The 25,184-nt window shown below is 33.6% G+C and carries 22 protein-coding genes and 3 tRNA genes; 14 read left to right on the top strand and 11 right to left on the bottom strand.

The features are described from left to right. Positions 1-3: 3 nt before the first annotated feature. The 5 genes from cydC to H3T83_RS02025 form a co-directional block, all read right to left on the bottom strand. The gene (gene cydC / locus H3T83_RS02005) at positions 4-1,635 is read right to left on the bottom strand and encodes a cysteine/glutathione ABC transporter ATP-binding protein/permease CydC (protein ID WP_198214930.1); all 1,632 of its coding nucleotides are present in this window, start codon (positions 1,633-1,635) and stop codon (positions 4-6) included. Continuing rightward, entirely contained in the window at positions 1,629-3,368 is a 1,740-nt protein-coding gene (cydD, locus tag H3T83_RS02010) for a cysteine/glutathione ABC transporter permease/ATP-binding protein CydD (protein ID WP_198214931.1), read from the bottom strand. The genes cydC and cydD overlap by 7 nt, the downstream gene beginning before the upstream one ends. Positions 3,369-3,383: 15 nt before the next feature. After that, complete coding sequence (trxB, locus tag H3T83_RS02015) at positions 3,384-4,337, bottom strand: thioredoxin-disulfide reductase (protein WP_065651774.1); 954 nt, start codon at positions 4,335-4,337, stop codon at positions 3,384-3,386. A gap of 542 nt (positions 4,338-4,879) precedes the next feature. After that, the gene (locus H3T83_RS02020; RefSeq protein WP_034902787.1) at positions 4,880-5,533 is read right to left on the bottom strand and encodes an NAD(P)H-dependent oxidoreductase; all 654 of its coding nucleotides are present in this window, start codon (positions 5,531-5,533) and stop codon (positions 4,880-4,882) included. Between the two features lie 8 nt (positions 5,534-5,541). Beyond that, a complete protein-coding gene (locus H3T83_RS02025; protein WP_198214932.1) occupies positions 5,542-6,756 on the bottom strand; it encodes an AmpG family muropeptide MFS transporter in 1,215 nt (404 codons plus the stop codon). Between the two features lie 322 nt (positions 6,757-7,078). Here H3T83_RS02025 and H3T83_RS02030 point away from each other — a divergent pair, with 322 nt between their 5' ends. From H3T83_RS02030 to H3T83_RS02045, 4 genes are all read left to right on the top strand, one after another. Then, positions 7,079-8,068 (top strand): 2-hydroxyacid dehydrogenase, encoded by a 990-nt coding sequence (locus tag H3T83_RS02030; RefSeq protein WP_198214994.1) that lies wholly within the window; start codon positions 7,079-7,081, stop codon positions 8,066-8,068. A 55-nt stretch (positions 8,069-8,123) separates the two neighbouring features. After that, the gene (mltB, locus tag H3T83_RS02035) at positions 8,124-9,197 is read left to right on the top strand and encodes a lytic murein transglycosylase B (RefSeq protein ID WP_065613446.1); all 1,074 of its coding nucleotides are present in this window, start codon (positions 8,124-8,126) and stop codon (positions 9,195-9,197) included. 756 nt (positions 9,198-9,953) lie between these two features. Beyond that, positions 9,954-11,336, top strand: coding sequence for a hypothetical protein (locus tag H3T83_RS02040; RefSeq protein WP_198214933.1), 1,383 nt, complete (start codon positions 9,954-9,956; stop codon positions 11,334-11,336). Between the two features lie 457 nt (positions 11,337-11,793). After that, complete coding sequence (locus tag H3T83_RS02045; protein ID WP_198214934.1) at positions 11,794-13,137, top strand: hypothetical protein; 1,344 nt, start codon at positions 11,794-11,796, stop codon at positions 13,135-13,137. Positions 13,138-13,278: 141 nt separating this feature from the next. Here the strand turns inward: H3T83_RS02045 and H3T83_RS02050 are convergent, their stop codons facing one another. Then, positions 13,279-14,085 (bottom strand): sulfite exporter TauE/SafE family protein, encoded by an 807-nt coding sequence (locus H3T83_RS02050; protein ID WP_198214935.1) that lies wholly within the window; start codon positions 14,083-14,085, stop codon positions 13,279-13,281. A 276-nt stretch (positions 14,086-14,361) separates the two neighbouring features. On the opposite strand from H3T83_RS02050, the gene H3T83_RS02055 reads away from it, so the two are divergent. The 3 genes from H3T83_RS02055 (at position 14,362) to H3T83_RS02065 (ending at position 16,031) form a co-directional block, all read left to right on the top strand. Further along, complete coding sequence (locus H3T83_RS02055; RefSeq protein ID WP_198214936.1) at positions 14,362-14,781, top strand: OsmC family protein; 420 nt, start codon at positions 14,362-14,364, stop codon at positions 14,779-14,781. Between the two features lie 259 nt (positions 14,782-15,040). Further along, positions 15,041-15,277 carry a hypothetical protein gene (locus H3T83_RS02060; RefSeq protein ID WP_198214937.1) on the top strand — a complete coding sequence of 79 codons (237 nt, stop codon included), beginning with the start codon at positions 15,041-15,043 and terminating at the stop codon, positions 15,275-15,277. A 127-nt stretch (positions 15,278-15,404) separates the two neighbouring features. Next, positions 15,405-16,031 carry a LysE/ArgO family amino acid transporter gene (locus H3T83_RS02065; protein WP_198214938.1) on the top strand — a complete coding sequence of 209 codons (627 nt, stop codon included), beginning with the start codon at positions 15,405-15,407 and terminating at the stop codon, positions 16,029-16,031. A 36-nt stretch (positions 16,032-16,067) separates the two neighbouring features. Here H3T83_RS02065 and H3T83_RS02070 read toward each other — a convergent pair whose 3' ends face one another. Then, on the bottom strand, positions 16,068-17,024 hold the full coding sequence (locus tag H3T83_RS02070) for an SEL1-like repeat protein (protein WP_198214939.1): 957 nt from the start codon (positions 17,022-17,024) through the stop codon (positions 16,068-16,070). Positions 17,025-17,421: 397 nt separating this feature from the next. Here H3T83_RS02070 and H3T83_RS02075 point away from each other — a divergent pair, with 397 nt between their 5' ends. Further along, positions 17,422-19,383 carry a glycoside hydrolase family 3 protein gene (locus H3T83_RS02075; RefSeq protein ID WP_198214940.1) on the top strand — a complete coding sequence of 654 codons (1,962 nt, stop codon included), beginning with the start codon at positions 17,422-17,424 and terminating at the stop codon, positions 19,381-19,383. Between the two features lie 115 nt (positions 19,384-19,498). Here H3T83_RS02075 and H3T83_RS02080 read toward each other — a convergent pair whose 3' ends face one another. From H3T83_RS02080 to H3T83_RS02095, 4 genes are all read right to left on the bottom strand, one after another. Then, complete coding sequence (locus tag H3T83_RS02080) at positions 19,499-20,116, bottom strand: tetratricopeptide repeat protein (protein ID WP_198214941.1); 618 nt, start codon at positions 20,114-20,116, stop codon at positions 19,499-19,501. 300 nt (positions 20,117-20,416) lie between these two features. Continuing rightward, positions 20,417-20,492 (bottom strand) — tRNA-Lys (locus H3T83_RS02085). 16 nt (positions 20,493-20,508) lie between these two features. Next, positions 20,509-20,584: transfer RNA gene (locus H3T83_RS02090), tRNA-Val, on the bottom strand. Between the two features lie 35 nt (positions 20,585-20,619). Beyond that, a tRNA-Val gene (locus H3T83_RS02095) sits at positions 20,620-20,695 on the bottom strand. Between the two features lie 203 nt (positions 20,696-20,898). Here H3T83_RS02095 and H3T83_RS02100 point away from each other — a divergent pair. The 6 genes from H3T83_RS02100 to tusA all read left to right on the top strand — a co-directional run bounded on the left by H3T83_RS02100 (position 20,899) and on the right by tusA (position 25,179). Beyond that, positions 20,899-21,843: a PilN domain-containing protein gene (locus tag H3T83_RS02100; RefSeq protein WP_198214942.1), complete on the top strand. Its 945-nt coding sequence runs from the start codon at positions 20,899-20,901 to the stop codon at positions 21,841-21,843. Then, the gene (locus H3T83_RS02105; RefSeq protein WP_065651282.1) at positions 21,836-22,309 is read left to right on the top strand and encodes a hypothetical protein; all 474 of its coding nucleotides are present in this window, start codon (positions 21,836-21,838) and stop codon (positions 22,307-22,309) included. The genes H3T83_RS02100 and H3T83_RS02105 overlap by 8 nt, the downstream gene beginning before the upstream one ends. Then, complete coding sequence (locus H3T83_RS02110; protein ID WP_065651281.1) at positions 22,306-22,677, top strand: hypothetical protein; 372 nt, start codon at positions 22,306-22,308, stop codon at positions 22,675-22,677. The genes H3T83_RS02105 and H3T83_RS02110 overlap by 4 nt, the downstream gene beginning before the upstream one ends. Positions 22,678-22,706: 29 nt before the next feature. Then, complete coding sequence (locus tag H3T83_RS02115) at positions 22,707-23,999, top strand: secretin N-terminal domain-containing protein (protein WP_198214943.1); 1,293 nt, start codon at positions 22,707-22,709, stop codon at positions 23,997-23,999. Positions 24,000-24,115: 116 nt separating this feature from the next. After that, the gene (locus H3T83_RS02120; RefSeq protein ID WP_110453183.1) at positions 24,116-24,922 is read left to right on the top strand and encodes a Cof-type HAD-IIB family hydrolase; all 807 of its coding nucleotides are present in this window, start codon (positions 24,116-24,118) and stop codon (positions 24,920-24,922) included. A gap of 26 nt (positions 24,923-24,948) precedes the next feature. After that, on the top strand, positions 24,949-25,179 hold the full coding sequence (gene tusA / locus H3T83_RS02125) for a sulfurtransferase TusA (protein WP_034902442.1): 231 nt from the start codon (positions 24,949-24,951) through the stop codon (positions 25,177-25,179). Positions 25,180-25,184: the final 5 nt, after the last annotated feature.

Genomic DNA, 25,184 nt, shown 5'->3' on the forward strand with positions numbered 1-25,184 from the left:
TACTTACAACTCAACTACTCGATCAAACAATGGACTATCGGTTAATCTATGGGTGACCATTAGTAATGTTTTATTTTTACAGGTTTGTTTAATCAGCTTGATGATCTGCTGTTCGGTTTGTTGGTCGAGGCTTTCAGTTGGTTCGTCCATTAGGATTAGTGGTGAGTTATGTAGTAATGCTCGAGCAATGCCGATACGGCGAATTTCCCCGCCTGATAGAGCGCGCCCACCTTGTCCTAATGGTAAATTTAAACCTTGATCGTTCGCTAATAATTTTGATAGTTCAACTTGATGTAATACATCGATCAACTGTTGGTCAGATGCCTGTTGATTACCAATTAGCAAATTTTGTTTAAGTGTATCACTAAAAATAGTAATAACCTGAGGTACAACCGCAATGATTTGCCTAAGTGTAGCCTCATCGAGTTGATCAACCGGAATATCATTGATCAAAATTTTGCCGGAATTTGCTTCCCATGTGCGTGTAACTAAATTAAGCAGTGTTGATTTGCCACAGCCAGTTTTACCTATTAAACCAACATGTTGACCGGAATTAATGGTTAATGAAAAGTGACTTAAAATAGCAAAAGGTTGATGAGGATAACTAAAACTAATGTCATCGAATTGTAGTTTAGCAATAGATAAATCAATAGTTTTGCCTTGTTCAATAAATTTGATATCAGGTGTTTGGTTAAATAAGACTGTTGTGCGTGTTGCGGATGTTAATACCTGCCCTAAAAAGATAAATGCTCCTGGAATGGGCGCTAAAATTTCACTACTAGCCAAGCAAACAAAAACAAATAAGGCAACTAAAGGTGATAATGTGTATTGAGTAATCAACCACAGCACCAATAAAGTTAAAAAACCAGCAATCAACACGACGAGTGCACTTGATAATGCCATTAATGTTGATTGACGTTGTTGATGAAAAAGCCAGTCTGATTCAAGTTTATCTAGTTTTGTGCGGTAACGATGTTGCGCATTAAATAACGTTAGTTCAGCTTGACCTTGTAAATAATTAATTAATGACGCCCGATATTCACTTTGTTGTTTAGCTAATGTTTCTCCTAACTGTTTGCCTGCATGATAAAAAATGACAGGTATAGCAAGTAAGGTAATTGTTAACACGATAGTAATGATTAAGGCAATGGGTAAATTGATATAACTTAGCCCGACAAACAGCAACAAAATTATGACTAATGCTGTAACAATTGGTGAAAATAGTTTTAAGTAGAGATGATCAAGTGCATCAATATCGACAATAAAACGGTTAAGTAAATCAGCTTTTTGATATTGAGCTAATTGGTTAGCACTGAGTGGTAAAATCTTTCTAAATGCTAACGTTCTTAAGTAAGCTAAAATTTTAAAGGTAGTGTTATGATCAACTAAACGCTCAACATAGCGTGATGCTGTTCGGGTAATTGCTGCTGCTCGTACACCAGCTGCAGGTAACATGTAATTAAAGGTATATAAACCGGCAACACTAACAACGGCTGTAGAGGCTAAAAACCATCCCGATAATGAGAGCAAAAAGATACTGGCAAATAGCGTAAGAATAGATAAACCAAGTCCAATAACTATTTGCCAAAAGTAGTGCTTATAAAGTGCAATATAAGGGCGTAATAGCGTTAGCATGAACTCTCCTTAATGGCGTTAATTTGTCCTTTTGACAGTTTCCAAACTAGCTCAAAATCATGCATATCATCATGTTGATGAGTTATGGTAATACTGTTAGTGGCAATATCATATGGTGCTAACAATTCTACTGTCTGTTTATCTAAACTTGCGGTTGGTTCATCTAGGATTAGTAATTGGCAAGGTTTTAGCATTGCTCTGGCGAGCGCTACACGTTGGGCTTGTCCTACTGATAATCGTACCGCATCTTCGCCGACCTGTGTCTCCACTCCCTCAGGCAGTTTAGCGATAACATCAGATAATTGTGCTTTGGCTATCACTTCATCAAGCTCATTAGTGGTTGCTGTGGGTTTACCAAGTAGAATATTTTCACGAATCGAACCGTTAATGAGATAAGGATTTTGGCCAATCCAACTGATTTGTTGTTGCCAACTCTTTAAATCTAAATGATTAAATTCAATACCATTAATTTTAAGTGAACCTTGATAAGGCAAAAATCCAAGTAATACTTGCATGAGCGAGCTTTTTCCTTCACCACTAGTGCCAATTAAGGCTAGTTTAAAGGGCGCATGTAATGAAAAGCTAAGTGGCCCAACAATTGGCAGAGCTTCATTGGATAGTACGATCAGATCTTTGGCTTCAATTGTTTTTAAAACTCCAATATCTAGATAATTGTTTGCTTGCAATTGGTTCAAGTTATTTTTTGGCTGAGCGTTATCAACTTGTTGCGGTAAATTTTTATTTAAAAAAGTTTCGATATTATCAGCAGCAGCAATAGCTTCGGCTTTAGCATGATAATAGACTCCGAGATCTCGTAAGGGTTGAAAATACTCAGGTGCTAAAATTAATGCAAAAAAACCAGCAAATAAAGTAACAGTTCCATTATAGGCACCAAAATCAAATTCGCCTAAATATGAAAAACCAAAATAGACTGCCACTATAGCAATTGAAATTGAGGTAAAAAACTCTAACACAGCAGAGGATAAAAAGGCCATTTTTAACACTTGCATGGTTTTAACTCGGAAATCTTCAGATGCTTGAGCGATTTCTTCCGTTTGTTGTTCACCTTGATTGAATAAACGAATGGTGTTAAGTCCTTTTAATCGATCTAAAAAATGGCCACTTAAATAAGCTAACGCTTTAAAATGGCGTCGATTAATGTCAGCTGCTCCCATTCCCACTAAAATCATAAAAATAGGGATCAGGGGGGCTGTGCAAAGCAAAATAATGGCCGCAGCCCAGTTGAAAGGGAAGATAGCAATACAAATTAATATTGGTACCATGCTGGCTAAACGCATTTGCGGTAAATAACGAGCAAAAAAGTCATGTAAATTATCGACTTGTTCAATAACTAACGTACTCCATGCTCCGGTAGTGCTTTGATTTAAATAAGCTGGACCAAACAATTCAAACTGATCGATTAATTTTTGTCTAATTTGCTTACGGATCTTTTGCCCTAAAGCAAAGTTAATCTTTTCACGAAAATAAATTAACGATCCTCGAGCCAGTAAAATGATAATTAAAGATAAAAAGTAAGGAATGACCGTCAAAAAAGACTGTTGTTCAATAATTAATCTTTGTAAAATAATCGCCAAAAAAGCTGCTTGAGCAATCATTAAAATACTTAACATAAATCCAGTCAAAACCGAAGCCCGTAAATCTGACTTGTGTATTTTGGTGTGTTGTTTTAACCAGTTAAGTAAATAAGTTTGGCGTTGTTTATCTAAAGACATATTATTTAGCTGATTCTATTTTAAATTATCTAAATAATGTTCAGCATCTAACGCTGCCATACATCCCGTTCCAGCCGATGTAATTGCTTGTCGATAAATATGATCCATAACATCACCGGCAGCAAAAATACCCTCAATGCTAGTTTGAGTTGCATTACCTTGAGTGCCTGATTGCACTTTTATATAGCCATTATTTAGTTCAAGTTGGCCGTCAAAAATAGCAGTATTAGGTTTGTGGCCTATAGCAATAAAAACGCCCATTACATTAATTTCTTCGCAAATATTGGGATCTTGGCTACTACGAATTCTAACACCTGTCACGCCCATATTATCACCTAGAATTTCATCAATAATTTGATGAGTATGCAATATAACTTTACCTTCTTGCACTTTTTCAGCTAAACGGTCCATTAATATTTTTTCAGCCCTAAAACTATCACGACGATGGATCAAATGAACTTCGCTAGCGATATTGGCTAAATAGAGGGTTTCTTCAACAGCAGTATTACCACCACCGACAACAGCAACTTTTTGGTTACGATAGAAAAAACCGTCACAAGTAGCACAGGCTGATACACCTTTACTTTTAAACGCTTCTTCCGATGGTAAACCAAGATATTGTGCTGATGCGCCTGTAGCTATGATTAATGCATCACAACTATATTCGGTATCACTACCAAAAAGTTTGAATGGTTTTTGGCTAAAGTCAACACGATCAATATGATCTAAAATGATTTCTGTATTAAATCGTTCTGCTTGTTGCTGCATTTTTATCATTAATTCTGGTCCGGTAAGTTCTGGATCGCCAGCAGGCCAGTTTTCGATTTCGGTGGTTGTAGTCAGTTGTCCACCTTGTTGTGTACCAGTAATTAATACTGGTGATAAGTTTGCTCGTGCAGCATAAACAGCAGCTGTATAGCCAGCAGGTCCTGACCCTAGTATCAATAAGCGGGCATGTTTGGTGTTCATGTAATATCCTTCTTTATTCTGATATTCTGGCTAATTTAAATATGGTTAGCGCAATTTATAGTTGATAAGTCTAACATTATCAAGCATTATCGTGCAAAAAAATTGGTTATCATAGCGATAGGTAGCATTGATAATTTGAATCGCTATTGAATTTTTTATTTCTTTATATTTTTATTTTTTTAATTAGGTTTTTCTTTATACGTTTTGTGTTGTTTATATTAATTTTTTAAGTTTTCAATTAGATCTTAAAAATTATTTTTATTAAATAATGAGATTAAATCAGTTTTATTTAAAAGCAAATACTATGATCACATCCTCACAATAAACAGTGAACGCTCTATTAGCTGAAATAAAATGGGTAAAAACTCCAAATTCCACGCAAAAAATATTAGTGATCTGCAAATTGGTAATATTTTATCTGGTATTGAATTTATTTTGCAGTCGTTATCAACTGATGTTGAAATACTGTAAACGTAGATGATGAGTTTTTAGGCTTTGATCTTCATGCCGCCAATTGGCGACAGAAGAGATTTTGTTATTAATTATGATAAATAAGTCGTCACATCTTGAAGTGACCAACGAATATGCGGTTGCTGTTCATTAACTCGATAACCAAATGCTAAACAGAGTCCAACTCCAAAAGTTTCACCACTAAACTGTGGAATATGTTTTTCTAAAATCTGGATGACTTTATCATGTTCAAATCCACCAATAGCACAAGAATCAATACCATGATAAGCCGCTGCTGTCATCATATTTGCTGCCGCTAAGTAATCTTGCATTTCTGACCAATGATTTACCGTTAAACCATTTGCTAAGCCAAATTTAGTAAAATTAATAAAATCTTGGCAAGCAATATCAATGGCGGTTTGATCATTTTGATTAGGTAACGTTCTTGCTACCGCTTGACGTAAATAATGACTTTGTGAAGTAAAGTTATTGGCTTTACGGTAAAGTATAATCACATAGTGTGAGCAACTAGTAACTTGCTCTTGGTTATAACAAGCAGCACGTAATTCAGTTTTAATATCTGCATTATCGACAACTACAAAATGCCAAGGCTCCATCCCAAATGAGGAAGGAGATAAACGACCAGCCTCTAAAATTGCTTCAAGATCTGTATGATTAATTTTTTTTGATTCATCAAACAGTTTACAAGCATGTCTAAACTCGAATGCTAGAGATAGTTTGTCCATAAAGTCTCCTAAGATTTTAAATTCCATGGTGCTACTTTTAATAATAACACCATACCAGGTATCGCTAACATCGTACATAAACCGAAAAAGCTTGTCCAGCCTAAATAATCAACCATAATTCCTGTTGTCGAATTAATAAGTGTTCGAGGAATAGAGGCAATACTGGTAAATAACGCAAACTGTGTTGCGGTATATAATGGATTAGTGGTCTTAGCAATAAAGGCAACAAAAGCAGCTGAACCAAGGCCAACACCTAATGCTTCAAATCCTATTACTAATGCTAATAAAATTTTTTGATGAGTATTAATCTCATCAAAAGGTCCTTCAATTGATAACCAAGCAAAACCTAGAATAGAGATAACTTGGACAAAGCCAAAACACCATAAAGCGCGATTAATTCCTATTTTTATCATTAATATACCGCCAAATAGAGCTCCCAATACACTTGGCCATAATGATGCATTTTTAGCAATCCAACCCACATCAAAACGGCTGAAGCCCATTTTTAGATAAAATGGGGTAGCTAAGGACGTTGCCATGCTATCCCCTAATTTATATAAAAAGATAAAAGCTAAAATCAATACGGCACTTTTAACACCTTGGCGTGTAATAAATTCACTAAAAGGTTTAATAATAATTTCATCCAAACTATGAGTCTTGGGAGTTTGATTGATTGGTTCTTTAACCAGTAATGTCATAATAATTGCTGGTAACATAAATAATGCGGTAATGAGAAAAACATTGTTCCACGGTAAATAACTTGATAGTATCAATGATAGTGAACCAGGTACTAATCCGGCAATACGATAAGCATTAGTATGAATACTATTACCTAATCCAAGTTCATTATCGAGTAACAATTCACGCCGAAAAGCGTCTAAAGCAATATCTTGGGTTGCTGAAAAGAGTGCGATAATAAAACAGATATTAGCTATTAACCAAATATTTAACGTAGGTGACAAAATACCTAAAATTGCAATCGAAAAGAGTAAAACTAGTTGTGATATAAACATCCAACCTCGACGTCGCCCAAGTTTTAATAGAGAAATATTATCCATAAATGGTGCCCAGAGAAATTTGAAAATATATGGCATCTGGGTTAAAGATAAAATCCCAATAGTTTTTATGTTGATATCTTCGCTAGCTAGCCATGCAGGTAATAGTTGTATTAATAAATAAAAAGGCAATCCTGACGCAAAACCTGTGAAAATGCAGATTAGCATTTTTGTATTAAAAATAGTTTTGAAAATAGAATTTTGCGGGTTATTCATTACATAACATTATTGGTGAGTTTTTAGGGAAGTGCTATCATAGCATAATAAAAAAAAAAGTAATTGCTAAAGCCATCATAAAACGTTTTACTATATATGTAGATTTGTTGATGCCCAGTTTTCAAGGCTAAAATAGCCAATTAAATCAAAATAAATCAAAACTCAGCATTCAATGTTGTCAAAATTAGCATGTGACAATGTGTTTCAATCATCATTTAAAATCAAAACAATACATCAATTTATCTTAAAGGGAGTAGCCATTATGAAGAAAACTGTGAAAGTTGCTGTTTTTAGCAGTAAACATTACGACAAAGAACATCTAGAAATCACAAATAAGCATTTTGGATTTGAAATTGAATATTATGAGCATAAATTAAGTCATAAAACAGTGGTTACTGCTGAAGGATATGATGCTGTATGTGTGTTTGTAAATGATGAAGTGGATAAACGAGTATTACAAAAATTAGCTCATTATGGGATTAAAATATTAGCCTTACGCTGTGCTGGTTTTGATAATGTCGATCTGGCTGAAGCTAAGAAATTAGGCATTACTGTAGTTCGTGTTCCTGCTTATTCGCCAGAGGCAGTGGCCGAACATGCTGTTGCATTAATGATGACATTAAATCGTAGAACACATAAAGCTTATCAACGTACACGTGATGCTAATTTTTCTTTAGAAGGATTGACAGGTTTTAATATGCATAATCGTACGGCTGGGGTTATTGGTACAGGTAAAATTGGTCAAGCTGTTATTCGTATTTTAAAAGGATTTGGCATGAATATTTTAGCTTATGATCCTTATCCTAATGATATTGTCGTTGAATTAGGTGCGCAATATGTTCAGTTAGATGAACTCTATACTAAATCCGATGTGATTACTTTACACTGTCCGATGTCACCAGAAAATTATCATCTACTCAATAAAGAGTCATTTAATAAAATGAAAAATGGTGTGATGATTATTAATACTAGTCGTGGTGGTTTATTGGATGCAACCGCAGCCATTGAAGCTTTAAAACAAACTAAAATTGGTGCGTTAGGCATGGATGTGTATGAAAACGAGCGAGATCTTTTTTTCGAAGATAAATCTAACGATGTTATTTTAGATGATGTATTCCGTCGCTTATCATCATGCCATAACGTGCTGTTTACTGGTCATCAAGCATTTTTAACCCAAGAAGCATTGTTAAATATTTCCGATACAACATTAAATAATATTGCTCAAATTTCAGAAGGGAAAGAATGTCAAAATATTGTTAAATAACAATAAATAATTTAATATGTCGCCGTTATTTTAATTAATTAAATATGGATGATTTATGCAACGTATCGTTATTTGTCTCATGATGATTTTATGGCTTGCTGCTTGTTCTAGTGGCGGTTCTTCTAAAACACCTATGCAGAAACATCGAGGGCATTCAGATGTAAAAGGTGGTGTTTATTTAGAGAAACAGCATGAACAGCCGAAACCTATTAGTGCACCTTTATCTGTTGATAAAGAAAAGTTCATTACCATGATGGTAAAAAAACATGGTTTTAATCGTCAACAGCTTCGTACAGTTTTAGAGCAGACAAACAAACTTGATTGGGTAATTGGTCTAATGGATAAGCAAGCACCTAAATCAGGCTCTTCAAATGTACCTAATGGCGCATGGATTCGGTATAAAAATAAATTCATTACGCCAAATAATTTGCCTAAAGGTGTCGATTTTTGGAATAAATATGACAAAGATTTACAACGAGCATATAAAGAATATGGTGTGCCACCTGAAATCATTGTTGGTATTATTGGTGTTGAGACAGGTTGGGGCCGAGTAATGGGCAAAACCAAAATAATTGACGCATTATCTACATTAGCATTCCACTACCCAAGACGATCACAATATTTTGCTAAAGAGTTGGAAGACTTTTTAATTATGTGTCGTGATGAAGGAGTAGACCCCTTTGATTTAAGTGGTTCATTTGCCGGCGCTATGGGATATGGCCAGTTTATGCCATCAGCATTTAGAAATCATGCTGTTGACTTTAATCATGATGGTCATATTGATTTATGGGATCCTGTTGATGCGATTGGTAGTGTGGCTAATTATTTCAAATCACATGGTTGGCAACGCAATAAAAAAGTGGCGGTCATTGCTGATGGACAAGCGCTTTCTCTTGATACAGGTTTTAGTACCAAATATTCAATTGAGCATTTAGCTCAATCAGGATTAAAGCCAAAAAGTTCATTAGAAGGTCATAAAGAAGTTAGTTTGTTACGTTTAGATATGGGCGATAGTTATCAATTTTGGTATGGTTTACCTAATTTTTATGTAATTACTCGTTATAATCATAGTACACATTATGCTATGGCGGTATGGCAATTAGGATTGGCGGTTAAACAAGCCAGATAAAATAACGTTAAATCACAAAATTAAAGGCCGCAAAATGCGACCTTTTTTATTAATTCCAGTAAACTCTGTTCAAAATTTGAGGAGAGGGGTTTTTACAACTTTAAAATTAGTTAAATCAAAGCAAATAACTATTCAAGTTGTTGGTAAAAATACAATCAGTTCTCGCAATATTTTCTTTTACTGTTAAAAATAATTTTTTCAAGGCTTATGCTATTAAATTGCCCTGACAATCAAGGACATTAAGGATAGAAAATATCAAAGGCTAGTTTGTTAATATCTAATAAAAACTGGTTAATCAAATAGTGGTTAATTTTCAGTATAACTATATTAATAAAATTTAATGAACGTTAAATAATCCTGGTAAAATTAAACTGTCTTTAATAATCAATCTTAAAAAGATAAAATAGCTTAAGATTATCCTAATTACTGAGAATCAATATCAATTTATTCTGCATCAAAATAGTTGTTTTTACAAAACTTAACAATTTTTAGACAAAAAATTGTTGCGTAGTTTTTCCTAATAATTATACTTCTTCAAATCACATAAAAAGTGATTGGATAGGCTATTATTTAGTCGTTTAAACAGGAAAAGTTTAAATTAAACATAAAGTTACTTGACAGGATTGTCGCGATGCGTTATAATTTTAACACCAAACACCAAACACCAAACCTGTAAAACCAACTTTATTCTTATCGAGTCCGCTTTATTTAGTTTCAGTACTATTTTTTTTATCGCTTCCATTTAGTAGCTATGCTTTGACTGCTAGTACAACAAATTTTATTCATGGTAATGCACCTTATTTAACCTTTGATGGTGGTCAAACTCGCGTTACTGATATGAATAATTTACTTGGTATCAGTTTATCTGATGGTAGAACTTATTCGCCAAATAATAATTCGGCGACCAATCCGATTGTATTGCCGGGTATAAATGAGACATTAATTAATGTTAATATGTTAGTACCAACCAATGCGAATTCAATTGCATTAAATACGCTTATTGGAGCGCCCTATAATTATTGGCGGGATGATGATGGCGATGGTCAAGGTAGTAATGGTATTGCAGTTACTGGTAATTTAAAGCTTACTATTACCGATAAAAATAATCAAAAAGTATCACGTAATACCGCATTAGATCTTTGTAATGCACCCTATAAAGTTGTATTGAGCAGTGATGGCGGTACATTATCTACCCGGTATGGTTTACCTAAAAGTAGTGATTTTAGTGGTAGTCGTGCGACTTATTATATTAATCCTAAAGCGCCGCCAAAATTATGCTTTGTTCGTCCTGAATTGAAATTTGGCTCGGATAAGGTGATTAGTGGTATAGATTTTGGTGGTCCGGCTTCAATGTGGAATCCGAATAAAGGTTTTATTGTCCAGTCTATGAATCCTTCATCTTACGGTTTGAATTTTCCAACAACTGGTGCTAACAATCTATATTTTTATTTAGATTTAGCAGGTAAAAACTCTTTATCATGGGCGAGTCCTATTTCTCGAGGAGGTATTACTGTTACCATAACACCTAATTCATCAGGTACCAGTATTCATGTTAAATTGACCGGTCCTTTCGCGAATGAATCTCAATGGAACTCAGATTCACCAGGTCGTATTACTAAACCAACATTACCACAGACATTTGAATTAGCTGGTAAAGATAGTAAAGGTAATGTAGTGGTTAAGTATGGTTTTCAATTAAAAAAATGGTTCGTTAATCGTGGAACTGTTTATCATAACTATTCAAATACATTGTCATGGTGCAATAGTATCGGTTATCGTCTCGTAAAAGTTCAGGATTTAACTAACGCATCTTGTAATGGCAAAGGTTCTGGTTCTCATTGCCAAGGTGCTGCGGGTGTTAAACCATCATCACCTAACAATAATTATCAAAGAAGAATTGGTGGGGGATTGTTTTCGGAGTGGGGCTACATGAATAACTATACGGGAGCTAATTTTGACTCTGACTATCACGACAATAATGCTAAAGGTAAGCAGAATAATTCTAATTCAAGCGTTGGCCACGCCTATTGGACGGGTGATTCTATCGGTAATGATAAATTTGTTGTATCTTCTAGTAGTGGTTATATCAATCGTTTTAGTTTGGATTATGGTCATGATGGCGTGTGCACCTATCCTTAATGGTAAAGATCCTCAGCGTTCTAGAACAGGTATATTTCTATTTAGGGTGATTAAATTTTGAGGAAAGGTGTTTTTAGATATTAAGATTTTTAAAATCTAGAAACACCGAAATATCATGTACCAATAGTAATTTCATTTGTACACTAGCTGCGTATCTTTACAAAAGTTAACAATTTTTAAGCAAAAAAATTGTTGCGTAGTTTTTCCTAATAATTATACTTCTTTAAATCACATAAAAAGTGATTCGATAGACTATAATTTAGTCATTTAAGTAGGAAAAATCTAAATTAAACATTATGTTACTTGACAGGATTGTCGCGATGCGTTATAATTTTAACACCAAACACCAAACACCAAACCTGTAAAACCAACTTTATTTTTAAGTTCATTTTTATCGAGTCCGCTCTATTTAACTTCAGTATTACTTTTTTTATCGCTTCCATTTAGTAGCTATGCTTTGACTGCTAGTACAACAAATTTTATTCATGGTAATGCACCTTATTTAACCTTTGATGGTGGTCAAACTCGCGTTACTGATATGAATAATTTACTTGGTATCAGTTTATCTGATGGTAGAACTTATTCGCCAAATAATAATTCGTCGACCAATCCGATTATATTGCCGGATATAAATGAGACATTAATTAATGTTAATATGTTAGTACCAACCAATGCGAATTCAATTGCATTAAATACGCTTATTGGAGCGCCCTATAATTATTGGCGGGATGATGATGGCGATGGTCAAGGTGGTAATGGTATTGCAGTTACTGGTAATTTAACGCTTACCATTGCCGATAAAAATAATCAAAAAGTATCACGTAATACCGTATTAGATATCTGCAATGCACCTTATAAAGTTGTATTGAGCAGTGATGGCGGTACATTATCTACCCAGTATGGTGTACCTAAAAGTAGTGATTTTAGTGGTAGTAGTGCGACTTATTATATTAATCCTAAAGATCGTCCAAAGACCTGTTTTGCTAGGCCAATATTAAAATATGGTTCAAATACTGAGATTAGTGGTATAGACTTTCGTGGTCCGGCTTCAATGTGGGATCCAAGTAGAGGTTTTATTGTGCAGTCTAGGGATCCTTCATCTTATGGTTTGAATTTCCCAACAACTGGTGCTAATAATCTATATTTTGATTTAGATATTGGTGGTGTAGGGCCATTGAGATGGGATCCGGTTACTCATGATGGAATAACTGCTACCATGACGCCGAACTCTTCCGGTACCACTGTTCGCGTTACACTTACCGGTCCTGTTGCTAACGAAGCTCAATGGCAATCAGATTCTCCTGGTATTATATATAGACCTTCTTTACCTCAGACATTCGAGTTGGTTGGTAGAGATAGTTTAGATAATGCAATTATTAAATATGGTTTTCAATTAAAGAAATGGTTCATCAATCGAGGTAATAAAAGTTCTAATTATAGTTTAGCATTATCATGGTGTAGGAGTATTGGTTACAGTGTACCTCAAGTTAAGGACTTAACTAATGCGGTTTGTTCAGGACCATGGAGTGCTGATAACTGTCAGGGTGCTATCGGAGCCATACCATCATCTACTGGTAATCACTACCAGCGTCGAATAAATGCTGGATTTTTTACTGAATGGGGATACCTAACCAACTACATTGGTGCGGGTACAGGTCACTATTATTTGTATTGGACTAGAGATCAATCAGGAAGTGAGCAGTTTATCGTTTACCCTTATGGCGGTGATGTTTATATGTACAATCCAGCCATTAACTTTTACGAACCCTACAGTTTTTATGCTCTGTGTACTTCATCTTAGTTGTTGTTTCTCGAATCGAGATTGAATAACTAAAATAGAGTCAGGTAAAATTATTCTTGTTTAGAATAAATAGAGAAGTCATATTAATCGCTCCAAATAAGAGCGATTAATATTTTTGAGAACAGGGATTTTAAGTATAAATCAAGAAACGATAAGTTTGACTGAAATTAATAATAAGAAGATACCAAAATATCTAATTAGTTTATTTATAGATAATTTTTGAGCAATTTGAACTCCGACTTTTGCCATGGGTATGCTAGCTAACATAATTGATAATACTGCGGGTAAATAGACGAACCCTAAACTGTATTCTGGCAGTTCTTGGATATTCCATCCAGCAATGATATAACCAATAGTTCCACCTAAGGCGACAGGTAAGGTAAATGCCGCAGAAGTACCGATCGCTTTTCGCATATCCACGCCGCATTTCTTTAAAAAAGGTACCACTAACACACCACCACCTACACCAACTAATGCGGCGAATACACCAATTAATCCGCCGATGAATATATAGATTATGTTAGGTAATGATGTCGCTTGGTTATCTTGTTTTTTCGCAACTTTTCCAGTTTTTAGAATAAATTTACTCCCTGTGTAAATGAGGAAGATAATAAAAATCCATTTAAGCCAAATACCGGGAATATAAGGTGTCATGTAGGAGCCACCAATAGTGCCAATAATGCAACCTAACACCATCTTTTTTAAGATCGACCAGACAATATTATTATTTTTATTCTGAACCCAACTTGATGATAAACTAGTACCAATGATCGTTGCTAGAGATGAAGCCACAGCGATATGGTTTATCCATTGCCCGCCATGACCAAAATAATCGAGTAGCATAAGTAATGCTGGTACAATTAACGCTCCACCACCAATACCAAACATACCTGCCAGTAATCCAGCCAATGCGCCTATACAAAGCAAGATAATAAATTCAATAATCATACTCTATCCTTAAGTTGTGAATTCATAAAACTAATTATTTGATTATTTATTAGTTATAATGACTTTTTTGGCAAGTCTATTTAAAATAGTATTGGTTCTGTACTATGGCAATATTGTACTGAGGCTAGCTAAAAATACCAGTAGATAGTTAATTATTGATGACTTATATCAGAAAAAATAATTCAAAAGATGACATATCGTTTAAAAAGACTTATGTTATTTAGCAATTAATATGAATAAATATGTTTAGTTAATTTTTGATGAAAGGGGAAAATAATGAAAGATCGTTTGAAATGGATTGATGAGTTTGGTTTTTTAGCTGAAACTGCAAGTGGGCATTCCTTGGTAATGGATGGCGGTCTTGAACATGGCGGTCGAAACCGAGGTGCTAGACCTATGGAGCTTTTGTTACATGGTGCTGCAGGTTGTATGGCTTACGACATTATTGCTATTTTGAAAAATAATAAAAAGGATGTTCGAGATCTTTGGATCGACATTGATAAAACTCAAGCCACCTCTTCGCCAAAAGTGTATACCTCAATTAATTTTCATATTGTAATTACTGGTAATAATATCGATAACGAGGCTGTTGAAAAGGCGATTAAACTTGCATCTGAAAAATATTGTAGTGCTTCAATTATGTTAGGTAAGACAGCCAAAATGTCCCACACTTATGAAATAAGGGATCATGTTTAATAACTTTTTTATAACTAATAGTTATAAAAAACTAGCTGATATTAGTCTGAACTGCATTAATCCTTTAAGATTTCATCCTTTATAAGGAAGAAAACAACGAGAGTGATTATGCAACAATTAAGTAAAAATATGCGGTTTCGAGATTTAGTTATTTTCTGCATTCTTTAATCTATTGTTGGTATTTATTGCTGCCAATCATGCTAAGGGATTACCAATGCTAGTTTCATTTGTCGATGTTGGTGCTTTATGAGTATTTATTATGTTACATGTATCAGTAATAGGTTATTTTAAATTTAAAAAACGTTCGAATGGTTGGCGAGCTAATTTATTTGATATTTTAATCCCTATTATTGGCATTGCAGTATTGTTACCTGTATTGTTACATATTGATAATTATGCAAAAATCATCGGTGGTATTTGGTTAATTATAGGAATGATTATTCTTATTTTAAATAAAAATAAAGGCCAAATCGGTTGGTTAGAAGCAAATAAATAATCAAGATTTTGTTTAATCATTTTAGATGCAAAATTTTTTATGAAAGATTCATAATCATTGTTGTTTTAATAGTTATACTCATAACATTTTTGTATAATACTTCCTTTTATTTAGTAATTTAGGTTCAATGCTGACAGAAATATTACGTGGCTCGATGATCTCGGCAAGTTTAATTATAGCCATTGGAGCACAAAATTTGTTTGTACTTAAGCAGGGGTTATTAAAAAATCATATCTTTTTTGTCGCTGGTATTTGTTTTATCTGTGATTTTACCTTGATGGCTATCGGTATTTGGGGAGTCGGAGTATTTATTAGTAGTAATCCTATCATTACCGACGTGCTTGCCATTTTTGGCGCTTTATTTTTGATTTGGTATGGATTTAATGCCTGCAAGAGTGCCATACAAGGTAACAGCACTATGCAAATTGATTCTACTCAGCAACAAAAGAATGCGTTAACTAAGGTTATATTGTCTACTTTTGCTGTTACTTTACTTAATCCCCATGTTTATTTAGATACAATTGTAATTGTTGGTGGTATAGCTGGCACTTTATCGACTGAGCAAAAATGGGCATTTTTAATTGGTGCTGTTTGTGTTTCTTTTATTTGGTTTTTTGGTATTGGTTATGGTGCTCGGTTACTTATACCATTATTTAAACAAAAAAGAATGTGGGTTATATTGGACTCAATTGTAGGCGTCGTAATGTTCTATATTGCTTACCGACTTATTTTTTATGTTATTTATGGCAGTTGAATGTTGTTAATTTCCCCACAACACTCAACTTGAAAATTAATTAGCGTTAGCATGAGTACAACTTTCTTCATAGCCATTTTGGCAAGCTAGATAATAATAATGTTTGGCTCGTTCTGGATCTTTATCAACTCCCAGCCCTTGTTCATAGATAATTGCTAACATGTATTGGGAGCCTGCTTCATTTTGAGCGGCTGCAAACTCAAATGATTTTCTGGCTTTGGTATAGTCTTGCTTAAAATAAGTACCTTCATAGAAAAATAAGCCTAAATTGTATTGTGCTAATGGTGATCCTTGTTTGGCAGCTTCGATATCCAATTTTACACCTTTAGCCAAATCTTTGGTTAGTCCAGCATAACCATTGTAGTACATTATAGCCAAATTATGCTTTGCATGACGATCACCACCTTTTGCAGCTATTTCATAATATTTTCTTGCTTTAAATTCATCTTTTTCAACACCACGACCATTTGCATAAAGAACGCCTAAATTATAAGTTGCTTGCATATTTCCTTGTTGTGCGGCTTTTTCATACCATTCTCTAGCTTTGACAAAGTCTTGATAAAATCCACTATCATCTATATTTTTTTCAATTCCTTTGTATGTCTTTTGGGGTTCGGCTTCTTCATATAGAACACCAAAGTAAAATTGACCGATGGGATCTCCACTTAATGCTGATTCTTCAATCAGTTCTTTACCTTTTTGTTTATTTTTATCAATTCCATTACCAAAAAAGTACATTGAACCCAAAACTGCTTGTGCACTCATATGATGTTGTTCGGTTGCTTTTTCAAACCATTCCTTTGCCTTGGTAAAATCTTGTTTAACTCCTTCACCCTTTAGATACATGCGGCCTAAATAGAATTGAGCTTCAGCATCATTTTGCTGCGTTGCTTTTTTATATTGCTCATCAAAAAAAGCCTCAATATTTTCAACTGCAAAGCTGGTATTTATTGCAAATAAAAATAAGCTAATCATTACTATTAATCGGGTCATAATTTTACCTTAATTGTCTATGAAATTTAAAATCTATTGTTACTAAATATATTCATATATGTAGCATTATTTAGTTAATTGGCATTAAAAATTTTTATCATTATCAATGTATAACTGGAATATGTTTAGTTAATCTAATAATAACGTGATATTTATCACAATTATAATATTTTTTGTTTATGACAAGATTAAGTTTTTAATATTATGCTAATTTATAAATTTGGATTGTTACTGTTTAGTTTACATAACTTTTCGGGCAAAACCTAAACATCTTACTCAACAAGGTGTTTAGGTTTTTTTGCTTTAAGAAAGCCAAATATATTAACAACTAGGGAATATCAGTTTTAGCGGGTATGCAAAATTAATTGGATACTGAGTAAATAGACAAGGAGTTCTTATGACAAATAAACTAGTGAAATTCGCATTATTGGTTAGTGCGGCTTTGGCTGTTGGTCAAGCTGTTGCTATTGAGCAGGTTGAGATTAAAAGTCATCAATTAAAGAAAATTGTAATTGATAATCTAGAATTTAAAGACTTTGATAAAGATGGCAAATTGTCTCCTTTTGAAGATTGGCGTTTGTCGCCTGAAGTTCGTGCTAAAGATCTACTTAGCAAATTGTCATTAGAAGAAAAAGCAGGGCTGATGATGCATGGTAATGCCAGAAGTTTAGGCGATGAGCTTGGTCATGGAGATAAGTATAATTTAGAAGAAATTAAACAGTTAGTGCTTGATGATAAGGTAAATAGTCTAATTACTCGTTTAGAAGTGAATCCAAAAGATTTTGCTGAGCAAAATAATCAATTACAACAAATTGCTGAGTCCTCTCGTCTGGCTATTCCTCTGACCATTAGTGTTGATCCGCGAAACACTTTCTATTATGGCAATAAAGTAACGAATAACGCTGGATTTAGCCAATGGCCAGGAACATTAGGTATGGCTGCGATTGGTAACGAGTCTATTATAAATGAGTATGGAAATATTATTCGACAAGAATATCGTTCACTAGGGGTAACTCAGGCTTTATCTCCTATGGCAGATTTAGGAACTGAGCCACGTTGGTCTCGTTTTGAAGGTACATTTGGCGAAGATCCAATGCTAAGTAAAAGTATGGTGCGTGGTTATATTTCAGGTATGCAAAATGGCAAACTTGGCTTAAATTCACAAAGTGTGGCTGCCGTCGTTAAACATTGGGTTGGTTATGGTGCTGCAGAAGAGGGGTTAGATAGTCATAACTCTTATGGTAAATATGCACTCTATACTCATAAAAACAGTTTAGAACAACATATCATACCATTCACTGGTGCATTTGAGGTCAATGTGGCTGCAATTATGCCGACTTATTCTATTTTAAAAAATGCCCAATTAAATGATCATAAAATTGAACCTGTCGGCGGAGGTTTTAATCGCTATTTATTGAAAGATCTATTACGAGATACTTATCAATTTAAAGGGGTGATTATTAGTGATTGGAATATTACAAAAGATTGTAATGAAGTTTGTATCAACGGTAACCCACCTGATATAGCCCCTAAAGCGGAAGGAATGCCATGGGGAGTAGAAGACCTCACTGTTGAACAACGTTTTATTAAAGCTATTCAAGCCGGTGTTCAACAATTTGGGGGAGTGAGTGATAGCTCTGTTATTGTGTCAGCTGTAAAAAACAATAAACTAGATGAAAAAACTATTGATAGTGCAGTTTTAGCAATCTTGACGCAAAAATTTGCTTTAGGACAATTTGAAAATCCTTATGTTGATCCTGCTGAAGCAAGCCGTTTCGTTGGTAATCAAGATTTCCAAAAAGTTGCAGATAAAGCGCAATTTGATTCATTGGTGTTATTAGAAAATAAAGATAAGATTCTGCCATTGAAATCCAGTAGTAAAGTCTATTTATATGGTTTTACCGAGGATGCTAAAAAGTCCTTAAAAGGTAAAATTAAAATTGTTGATAAATTAGATCAAGCTGATGTGGTTGTTGCTAGAGTTAATGCGCCTTATGAACAAAAACATAAAAATTACTTCTTTGGTGCAAGATATCATGAAGGTTCACTAGAATATACTGCTGATGATAAAGATATAAAATTTATTAATGACGCAAGTAAAAAACATCCCGTTGTAGTCACTGTTTATTTAGATAGACCTGCAGTTTTAACTCCAGTAAAACAAATAGCAAATGCAGTGGTTGCAAATTTTGGTGTAAATGATGATGTGTTATTTAAACGTTTATTGGATAGTAAACCATTCAGCGCTAAATTACCATTTGCATTACCAGACTCAATGAATAGTGTTATAAAACAATCTTCTGATTTAGCAAACGACATGCAAGCATTATATCCATTAGGTTATGGTTTAACGCTTTAAGTTGTCTATTTTGTGCTATTGAATTAAGTTAAGGCAATAGCACAATTATTATTTTCAGTGGAGTTTTTAACTATAAATAAGCAATAAATTAAAAAATATGATAATTTTTTCAACATTAACTACATCCACAATCTACACTGCTAGTTTTTTGTTTTTTTGCTTGATTATTTTTCTTGATAATTGCCTGAACTTTCTTGGAAACTACTGCCAAATGGTCTTTAGAATCTAAATAGTTTTGTTCTGCAGCTTTAGCAAACCATTGTTTAGCTTTAAAATAATTCTGTTTAACACCGGTGCCTTTATAATACATAGTTGCTAAAGTATATTGTGCTACAGGATCTCCTTTTTGCGCTGCTTTAGTATCCCATTCAATACCTTTTAGATAATTTTGCTTTGTACCTTGTCCGTTATAATACAACATAGCTAAACTATGTTGAGCGCCAATATGTCCTTGTTTAGCTGCTTTTTCAAACCATTCTTTTGCCTTGCTATAATTCGGTTCAGTTTTTTGTTCGGGCTCATTAATTGCCCCTTGTTCAATACCTTTAAATATCCGTTTTTTAACTGTATAACCATTAAAATACATTATTCCAACATGATATTGAGCCTCAGGATCATTTTGTTCTGTAGCTTTTTGATATTCACTTTCAAAATTTAATTCAGGTTGTTCATCAGCAAAAGCCGAACTATAAGTGAACAAACCTAATAATAGGATTAGAATTAATTTTTTCATTATATACCCAGTAATTTTATTACTGTAAAAGGACTGTAGCGAATTTATTCGTTATAGATAAATCTATTGTCGTTATGTAATTTAGCTATTTTATAAGCAAGTTTACAAAAGTATCAATAGTTTTCTTTTGGTTAGTAAAATGTTGGGTCGTGAGCTAGATTATTCGGCACATCGTGTGCCTCACCCTTTCAGGGCCAACACTTTGTGTTGTTCAAATTCGTTCCAGACGAATTTGTCGAACGCAGCGTTCTCATCGCTAAGTAATTTATCTGTAATGGAATAGGTGAAAGAGAAAAAAAGTGGTGGGTCGTGAGCGATTCGAACGCTCGACAAACGGATTAAAAGTCCGCTGCTCTACCGACTGAGCTAACAACCCATTAAGAAAGTAAAAGTGGTGGGTGATACCGGGTTCGAACCAGTGACCCCCTCCTTGTAAGGGAGGTGCTCTCCCAACTGAGCTAATCACCCCAAGTGTTTTATTTCTAAAACATCACGGTAAGAATTGGTGGGTGATACCGGGTTCGAACCAGTGACCCCCTCCTTGTAAGGGAGGTGCTCTCCCAACTGAGCTAATCACCCTTACCGTGTGGATGTGCATTATAAGGCACGTCTTATTTCAGTCAACCTTTTTTTTTAAATTTCCTTAAAATTAACCCTGTTCGGTTTAATTTTAGACATTTTTTGGATAATACTTCGCAAATATGCATATTGTTGGCTTATCTTCAGCTAATTATGATTATGATTTTTGATATCACCAATCAACATTATTTAAGATTCATATGATGTTTTTTAATAAAAAATGTGCTGTTATTACAATCGAACCAGAAATATTAAGCTATCAAGTGGTAACTATTAAAGCCCTTAACCAACATTCTAATAATAAAAATTTAGCTGATATTCCTTATCAAAATTCGACTGATATTGAACAACTGATACAAAATTTAAAAAAACAGCAGCCCAAATTAACCGCAATAGCACTGAATTTAGGCCAAAGTTACGTTCAGTTTCAGAAAACGGCTTATCCTGAGGTGAAGTTAAATTCAGCAGAATTAACTTTATATGTAAAATCAATAATCAGTAAACAATTTCAGTTACCGGCAAACAATATGTTTTTCGACTTTGTGTCATTAGTAGACCATCCGAAAACTATTATGATTGCTATTTGTGAGAGTGATACAGCCAATTATTGGATAGATTTATCCAAAAAACATGGTTTAACTTTGCTTTCTATTAATAGTAAGTTTGAAAATATAAGATTTAATTTTTTACCCTGGCGCCAGCAAAAAGCAAGGCAGCATCAGTTTCAATTACTACTTTTCATGGTTAGCTTTATTGGTTTATTGAGTTGTTTCTTCTTTTATCTTTTACTTGATAGCCAAACTACATTTACTCAATATTCGAAACGGCTATCAACACAACAAGCGCTAGAACAGCAATTGTCTGCTCAATTAGCAAGTTTTATTCCTAATCCTTCACCAAGTCAAAAACAGATTCAACAATCGCTACAAATGTTTGCAGAAATTCTGCCGGAGACAATTTGGTTAAGATTGTATGAATATGAAGCACAAAAGATAAAAATTACCGGTCAAAGTATTAATTATGTAGATATTATTAATTTTAATCAGCAACTTTTATCCAGTCATGAGGTAAATAGTAGCCAGGTGAAAAATATTGAAAATATTGGAGACAGTTTGTTATTTCAAATGGATATTGAATTAAATGAATAATGATTTTTTTTATAGACCTATTTGGCAACAATATTTAATCAGCCTTTTGTTACCTTCAATTGTGTTTTTTATCTGTTATCAGTTTTTTATTCAAGAATTAAAACAACAAACTGAGATGCAAATTACAATATATGAAGAAAAGAAAACGACAATTAAATTACTTCAATCAAAAATTGAACGTTATCAATCTGCTAAAAATAGTTCGCTAACTTTACTAACAGAACTTGAGTTTGCTAAAGCAATCAAACGTAATCAATTGCACTTAACTTCCTTTAAATATGAGAAAAATGAATCGTCAAGTTATTGGCATATTGAGCTACAAGGGCAGTTTATTAATTTTATGCAATTTATTAGTGAATTAAATGACAATTTTTATTATTTAGATTTTCAGAATTTTATTATTGATAAACAAGATACTTATTTACTAATTAAATTTAGCATATTGATTAAAAGGGATATTAAATGAATCATTATCTTATTATCAGTTCTTTTTTATTAATGATTTGTTGTTTTAATGTTAATGCAGATATTCATTTAACAAGGGATCCTTTTTTACAAACTATTAATTTTAGTTGTCAGGAGCAGACAGATATTCTTAATAAACAGATTCAAGTTTGGCAATATAAAGGTTATATCCAACGCAGAGAGAACCATTACCAACAATTATGGCTTTTTTCTGAAAATAATTGGGTAGCAATTACTGATAATACCGTACCGCATATTTTGTTTCCATGGACTATAAGTGCTGTATTAGACGATAAACTTTTATGGCAAGCAAGTTTACCTAACTATTGCAATCATAATGTGTTATGGACAATGCCGTTGACAAAATAAGTGACTATTCAAGTTTAAGGTTATAATTAATGTTTAAAATTAGTCAAATATTAAAAAAATCAGCAAAAAAATATTTAAATATTATTATTTTAGCTATTCTTTTTTCTATGTCATGTTGGGCAAATCCTAAAACTTTATCAAGTGCTGAATCGGACGATCTAGTTTCTATAAATTTTTATCAAACAGACATTGCCATAATTTTGCAAGCACTTGCTGACAATAAACAAATGAACTTAGTCATGGTCGATGATTTGTCAACGAAACAAACCATTAAACTACAAAATGTTACATGGCAAAAAGCATTAACAGTTGTTTTAAATTCTGCAAATTTACGCGCTGAAATTGACGATAATATCTTATTTATATCAAAAGCTGATGATCCAGAGGAGTTGCTTCAAAAAAAATTACTAGAACAAAAAGAACTGCAGTTAAATGAGCCTCTAACTTTACTAACTATTCCAGTTAATCATGCTGACCTTAGTAATCTAGTTGAAACAATTCAATCACAAGGATTATTATCTGAGCGAGGTAAAGCGATTATCGATAAAAGAACTAACTCAATTATTATTACCGATATGTCTAAACAATTTTCTAACATTAAAAAATTAGTTAAAAGTTTGGATCAGCCAATTCCTCAAGTACATATTTCGGCTCATATTGTCACAATGAATAAGCAAAGTATGGATGAGTTAGGTATAAAGTGGGGATATACGGGGCACTCATCACAAGTATTGAGTAAGTTTGATGTTGACTTTGGTGTCACCAATGCAGCATCTTCGGTTGGCTTCAATTTAGCAAAACTTTCCGGTAGTTTGTTAAATCTTGAACTTTCGGCACTAGAATCAGAAAACCAGTTAGAAATTATAGCAAGTCCGAATTTGTTAACGGCAAATCAAAATATGGCTTCGATAAAACAAGGCACAGAAATCCCTTACGAAGTTTCAAATGGTGGTAATGGATCAACATCCATCGAATTTAAACAAGCTGTATTAGGTTTAGAAGTTACCCCGAAAATTATTGCTAACGATCAAATGATATTAGATTTATATATCACACAAAATACGGCTGGTCGTTCAATAAAGCGACGTGATGGGGGCGAAGCGCTAGCTATTGAAACACAGGAAATTAGAACACAAGTCAAAATTAAAAGTGGCGAAACTGTTGTATTAGGTGGAATTTTCCAACAAATTAATAATGTTAGTAAAAATAGCGTTCCAGGCATTAGCAATGTACCCATTATCGGTAATGCTTTTAAAAACAAAGCAAAAAAACAACAAAAAAGAGAATTAGTTATCTTTATTACGCCGCAATTAGTTGAGTAAATAGTCATGGAGTTGTATCATACTCAATCTTATTTTGTTACTTTGTTTTGAGCATATTAACTCACAGCAAAATATAGTCGCTAAAATTACAATTTATTATAAAAGTTGAGAATATCATGTTTCATTTTGTCGCTTCTGATTTAGATGGTACTTTGCTAAATACTGAGCATAGCTTATCGCCATTTACTAAAAAAATTCTTCAAGCTTTACGTCAAATGGGAATTCACTTTGCCTTTGCTACTGGTCGACACCATATCGATGTTGGCCAAATGCGCGAAAATATGGAAATCGATGCTTTTATGATAACCGCAAATGGCGCCAGAGTTCATGATAGTCGTGGTAATTTAGTTTTTAGTCGCAGTTTTGAAGCTAATATAGCTTGTGAATTAGCACAAATTTGTCAGGACAGTCCATATATTTATACACATGTTTATCGTGGTGATGATTGGTTAATTAATAAACCAGATGCATATTCGCTTAGTTTTTTCACTGATACAAAATTTAAATATCAATTCTTCGACCCGCGTAACTTTGCTGCTGATGATATTGCCAAAATTTATTTTACCACTTCTGATGTTGCACATAACCATCACTTAGTCGAACTAAAACACAAAATTGAACAACAATTTGGTAAAAAAGTTAGTATTGCTTTTTCCACAGCAAACTGTCTTGAAGTAATGGCGGAAAATGTAACTAAAGGTAGTGCATTAAAGTTAGTGGTTGAAAGCTTAGGTTATCAACTTAAAGACAGTATTGCCTTTGGTGATGGTATGAATGATTATGAAATGTTAAAAATGGCCGGGAAGGGCTGTATTATGAAAGATGCGAGCCCTGAACTTAAGTCGTTACTTCCTGAACTTGAAGTAATTGGCTCTAATGCTGATGATGCTGTATCTCACTATTTAGCTAATCTTTTACTTTAATTTGAATAGTTATATTAACGATAAATATGATTGTTGATAAAGATCTTAATACTCTGGGCCTGCGTTGCCCAGAACCCATTATGTTAGTTCGTAAAGCGATTAGAGAATTAGCTGTTGGCCAAATCCTACATGTTATAGCTGATGATTTGGCTACAACTCGTGATATTCCTAGCTTTTGTCGGCATATGGACCATCAATTAGTTAACGCGCAAATTGAATCAGTACCATTTGAATATTGGATTAAAAAATCACATTAATAAAT

It is taken from the genome of Gilliamella sp. M0320 (genome assembly GCF_016101635.1).
Classification (GTDB): Bacteria; Pseudomonadota; Gammaproteobacteria; order Enterobacterales; family Orbaceae; genus Gilliamella; species Gilliamella apis.

Bases quoted from the DNA above. Each gene is read 5' to 3' on its own strand.
- mltB (WP_065613446.1), top strand. From the start codon at position 8,124: ATGCAACGTATCGTTATTTGTCTCATGATGATTTTATGGCTTGCTGCT.
- H3T83_RS02105 (WP_065651282.1), top strand. From the start codon at position 21,836: ATGAATAATGATTTTTTTTATAGACCTATTTGGCAACAATATTTAATC.
- H3T83_RS02075 (WP_198214940.1), top strand. From the start codon at position 17,422: ATGACAAATAAACTAGTGAAATTCGCATTATTGGTTAGTGCGGCTTTG.
- tusA (WP_034902442.1), top strand. From the start codon at position 24,949: ATGATTGTTGATAAAGATCTTAATACTCTGGGCCTGCGTTGCCCAGAA.
- H3T83_RS02100 (WP_198214942.1), top strand. From the start codon at position 20,899: ATGTTTTTTAATAAAAAATGTGCTGTTATTACAATCGAACCAGAAATA.
- cydD (WP_198214931.1), bottom strand. From the start codon at position 3,368: ATGTCTTTAGATAAACAACGCCAAACTTATTTACTTAACTGGTTAAAA.
- H3T83_RS02020 (WP_034902787.1), bottom strand. From the start codon at position 5,533: ATGGACAAACTATCTCTAGCATTCGAGTTTAGACATGCTTGTAAACTG.
- H3T83_RS02065 (WP_198214938.1), top strand. From the start codon at position 15,405: ATGCTGACAGAAATATTACGTGGCTCGATGATCTCGGCAAGTTTAATT.
- cydC (WP_198214930.1), bottom strand. From the start codon at position 1,635: ATGCTAACGCTATTACGCCCTTATATTGCACTTTATAAGCACTACTTT.
- H3T83_RS02055 (WP_198214936.1), top strand. From the start codon at position 14,362: ATGAAAGATCGTTTGAAATGGATTGATGAGTTTGGTTTTTTAGCTGAA.
- H3T83_RS02050 (WP_198214935.1), bottom strand. From the start codon at position 14,085: ATGATTATTGAATTTATTATCTTGCTTTGTATAGGCGCATTGGCTGGA.
- H3T83_RS02025 (WP_198214932.1), bottom strand. From the start codon at position 6,756: ATGCTAATCTGCATTTTCACAGGTTTTGCGTCAGGATTGCCTTTTTAT.
- trxB (WP_065651774.1), bottom strand. From the start codon at position 4,337: ATGAACACCAAACATGCCCGCTTATTGATACTAGGGTCAGGACCTGCT.
- H3T83_RS02070 (WP_198214939.1), bottom strand. From the start codon at position 17,024: ATGACCCGATTAATAGTAATGATTAGCTTATTTTTATTTGCAATAAAT.
- H3T83_RS02115 (WP_198214943.1), top strand. From the start codon at position 22,707: ATGTTTAAAATTAGTCAAATATTAAAAAAATCAGCAAAAAAATATTTA.
- H3T83_RS02120 (WP_110453183.1), top strand. From the start codon at position 24,116: ATGTTTCATTTTGTCGCTTCTGATTTAGATGGTACTTTGCTAAATACT.
- H3T83_RS02060 (WP_198214937.1), top strand. From the start codon at position 15,041: ATGTTACATGTATCAGTAATAGGTTATTTTAAATTTAAAAAACGTTCG.
- H3T83_RS02110 (WP_065651281.1), top strand. From the start codon at position 22,306: ATGAATCATTATCTTATTATCAGTTCTTTTTTATTAATGATTTGTTGT.
- H3T83_RS02080 (WP_198214941.1), bottom strand. From the start codon at position 20,116: ATGAAAAAATTAATTCTAATCCTATTATTAGGTTTGTTCACTTATAGT.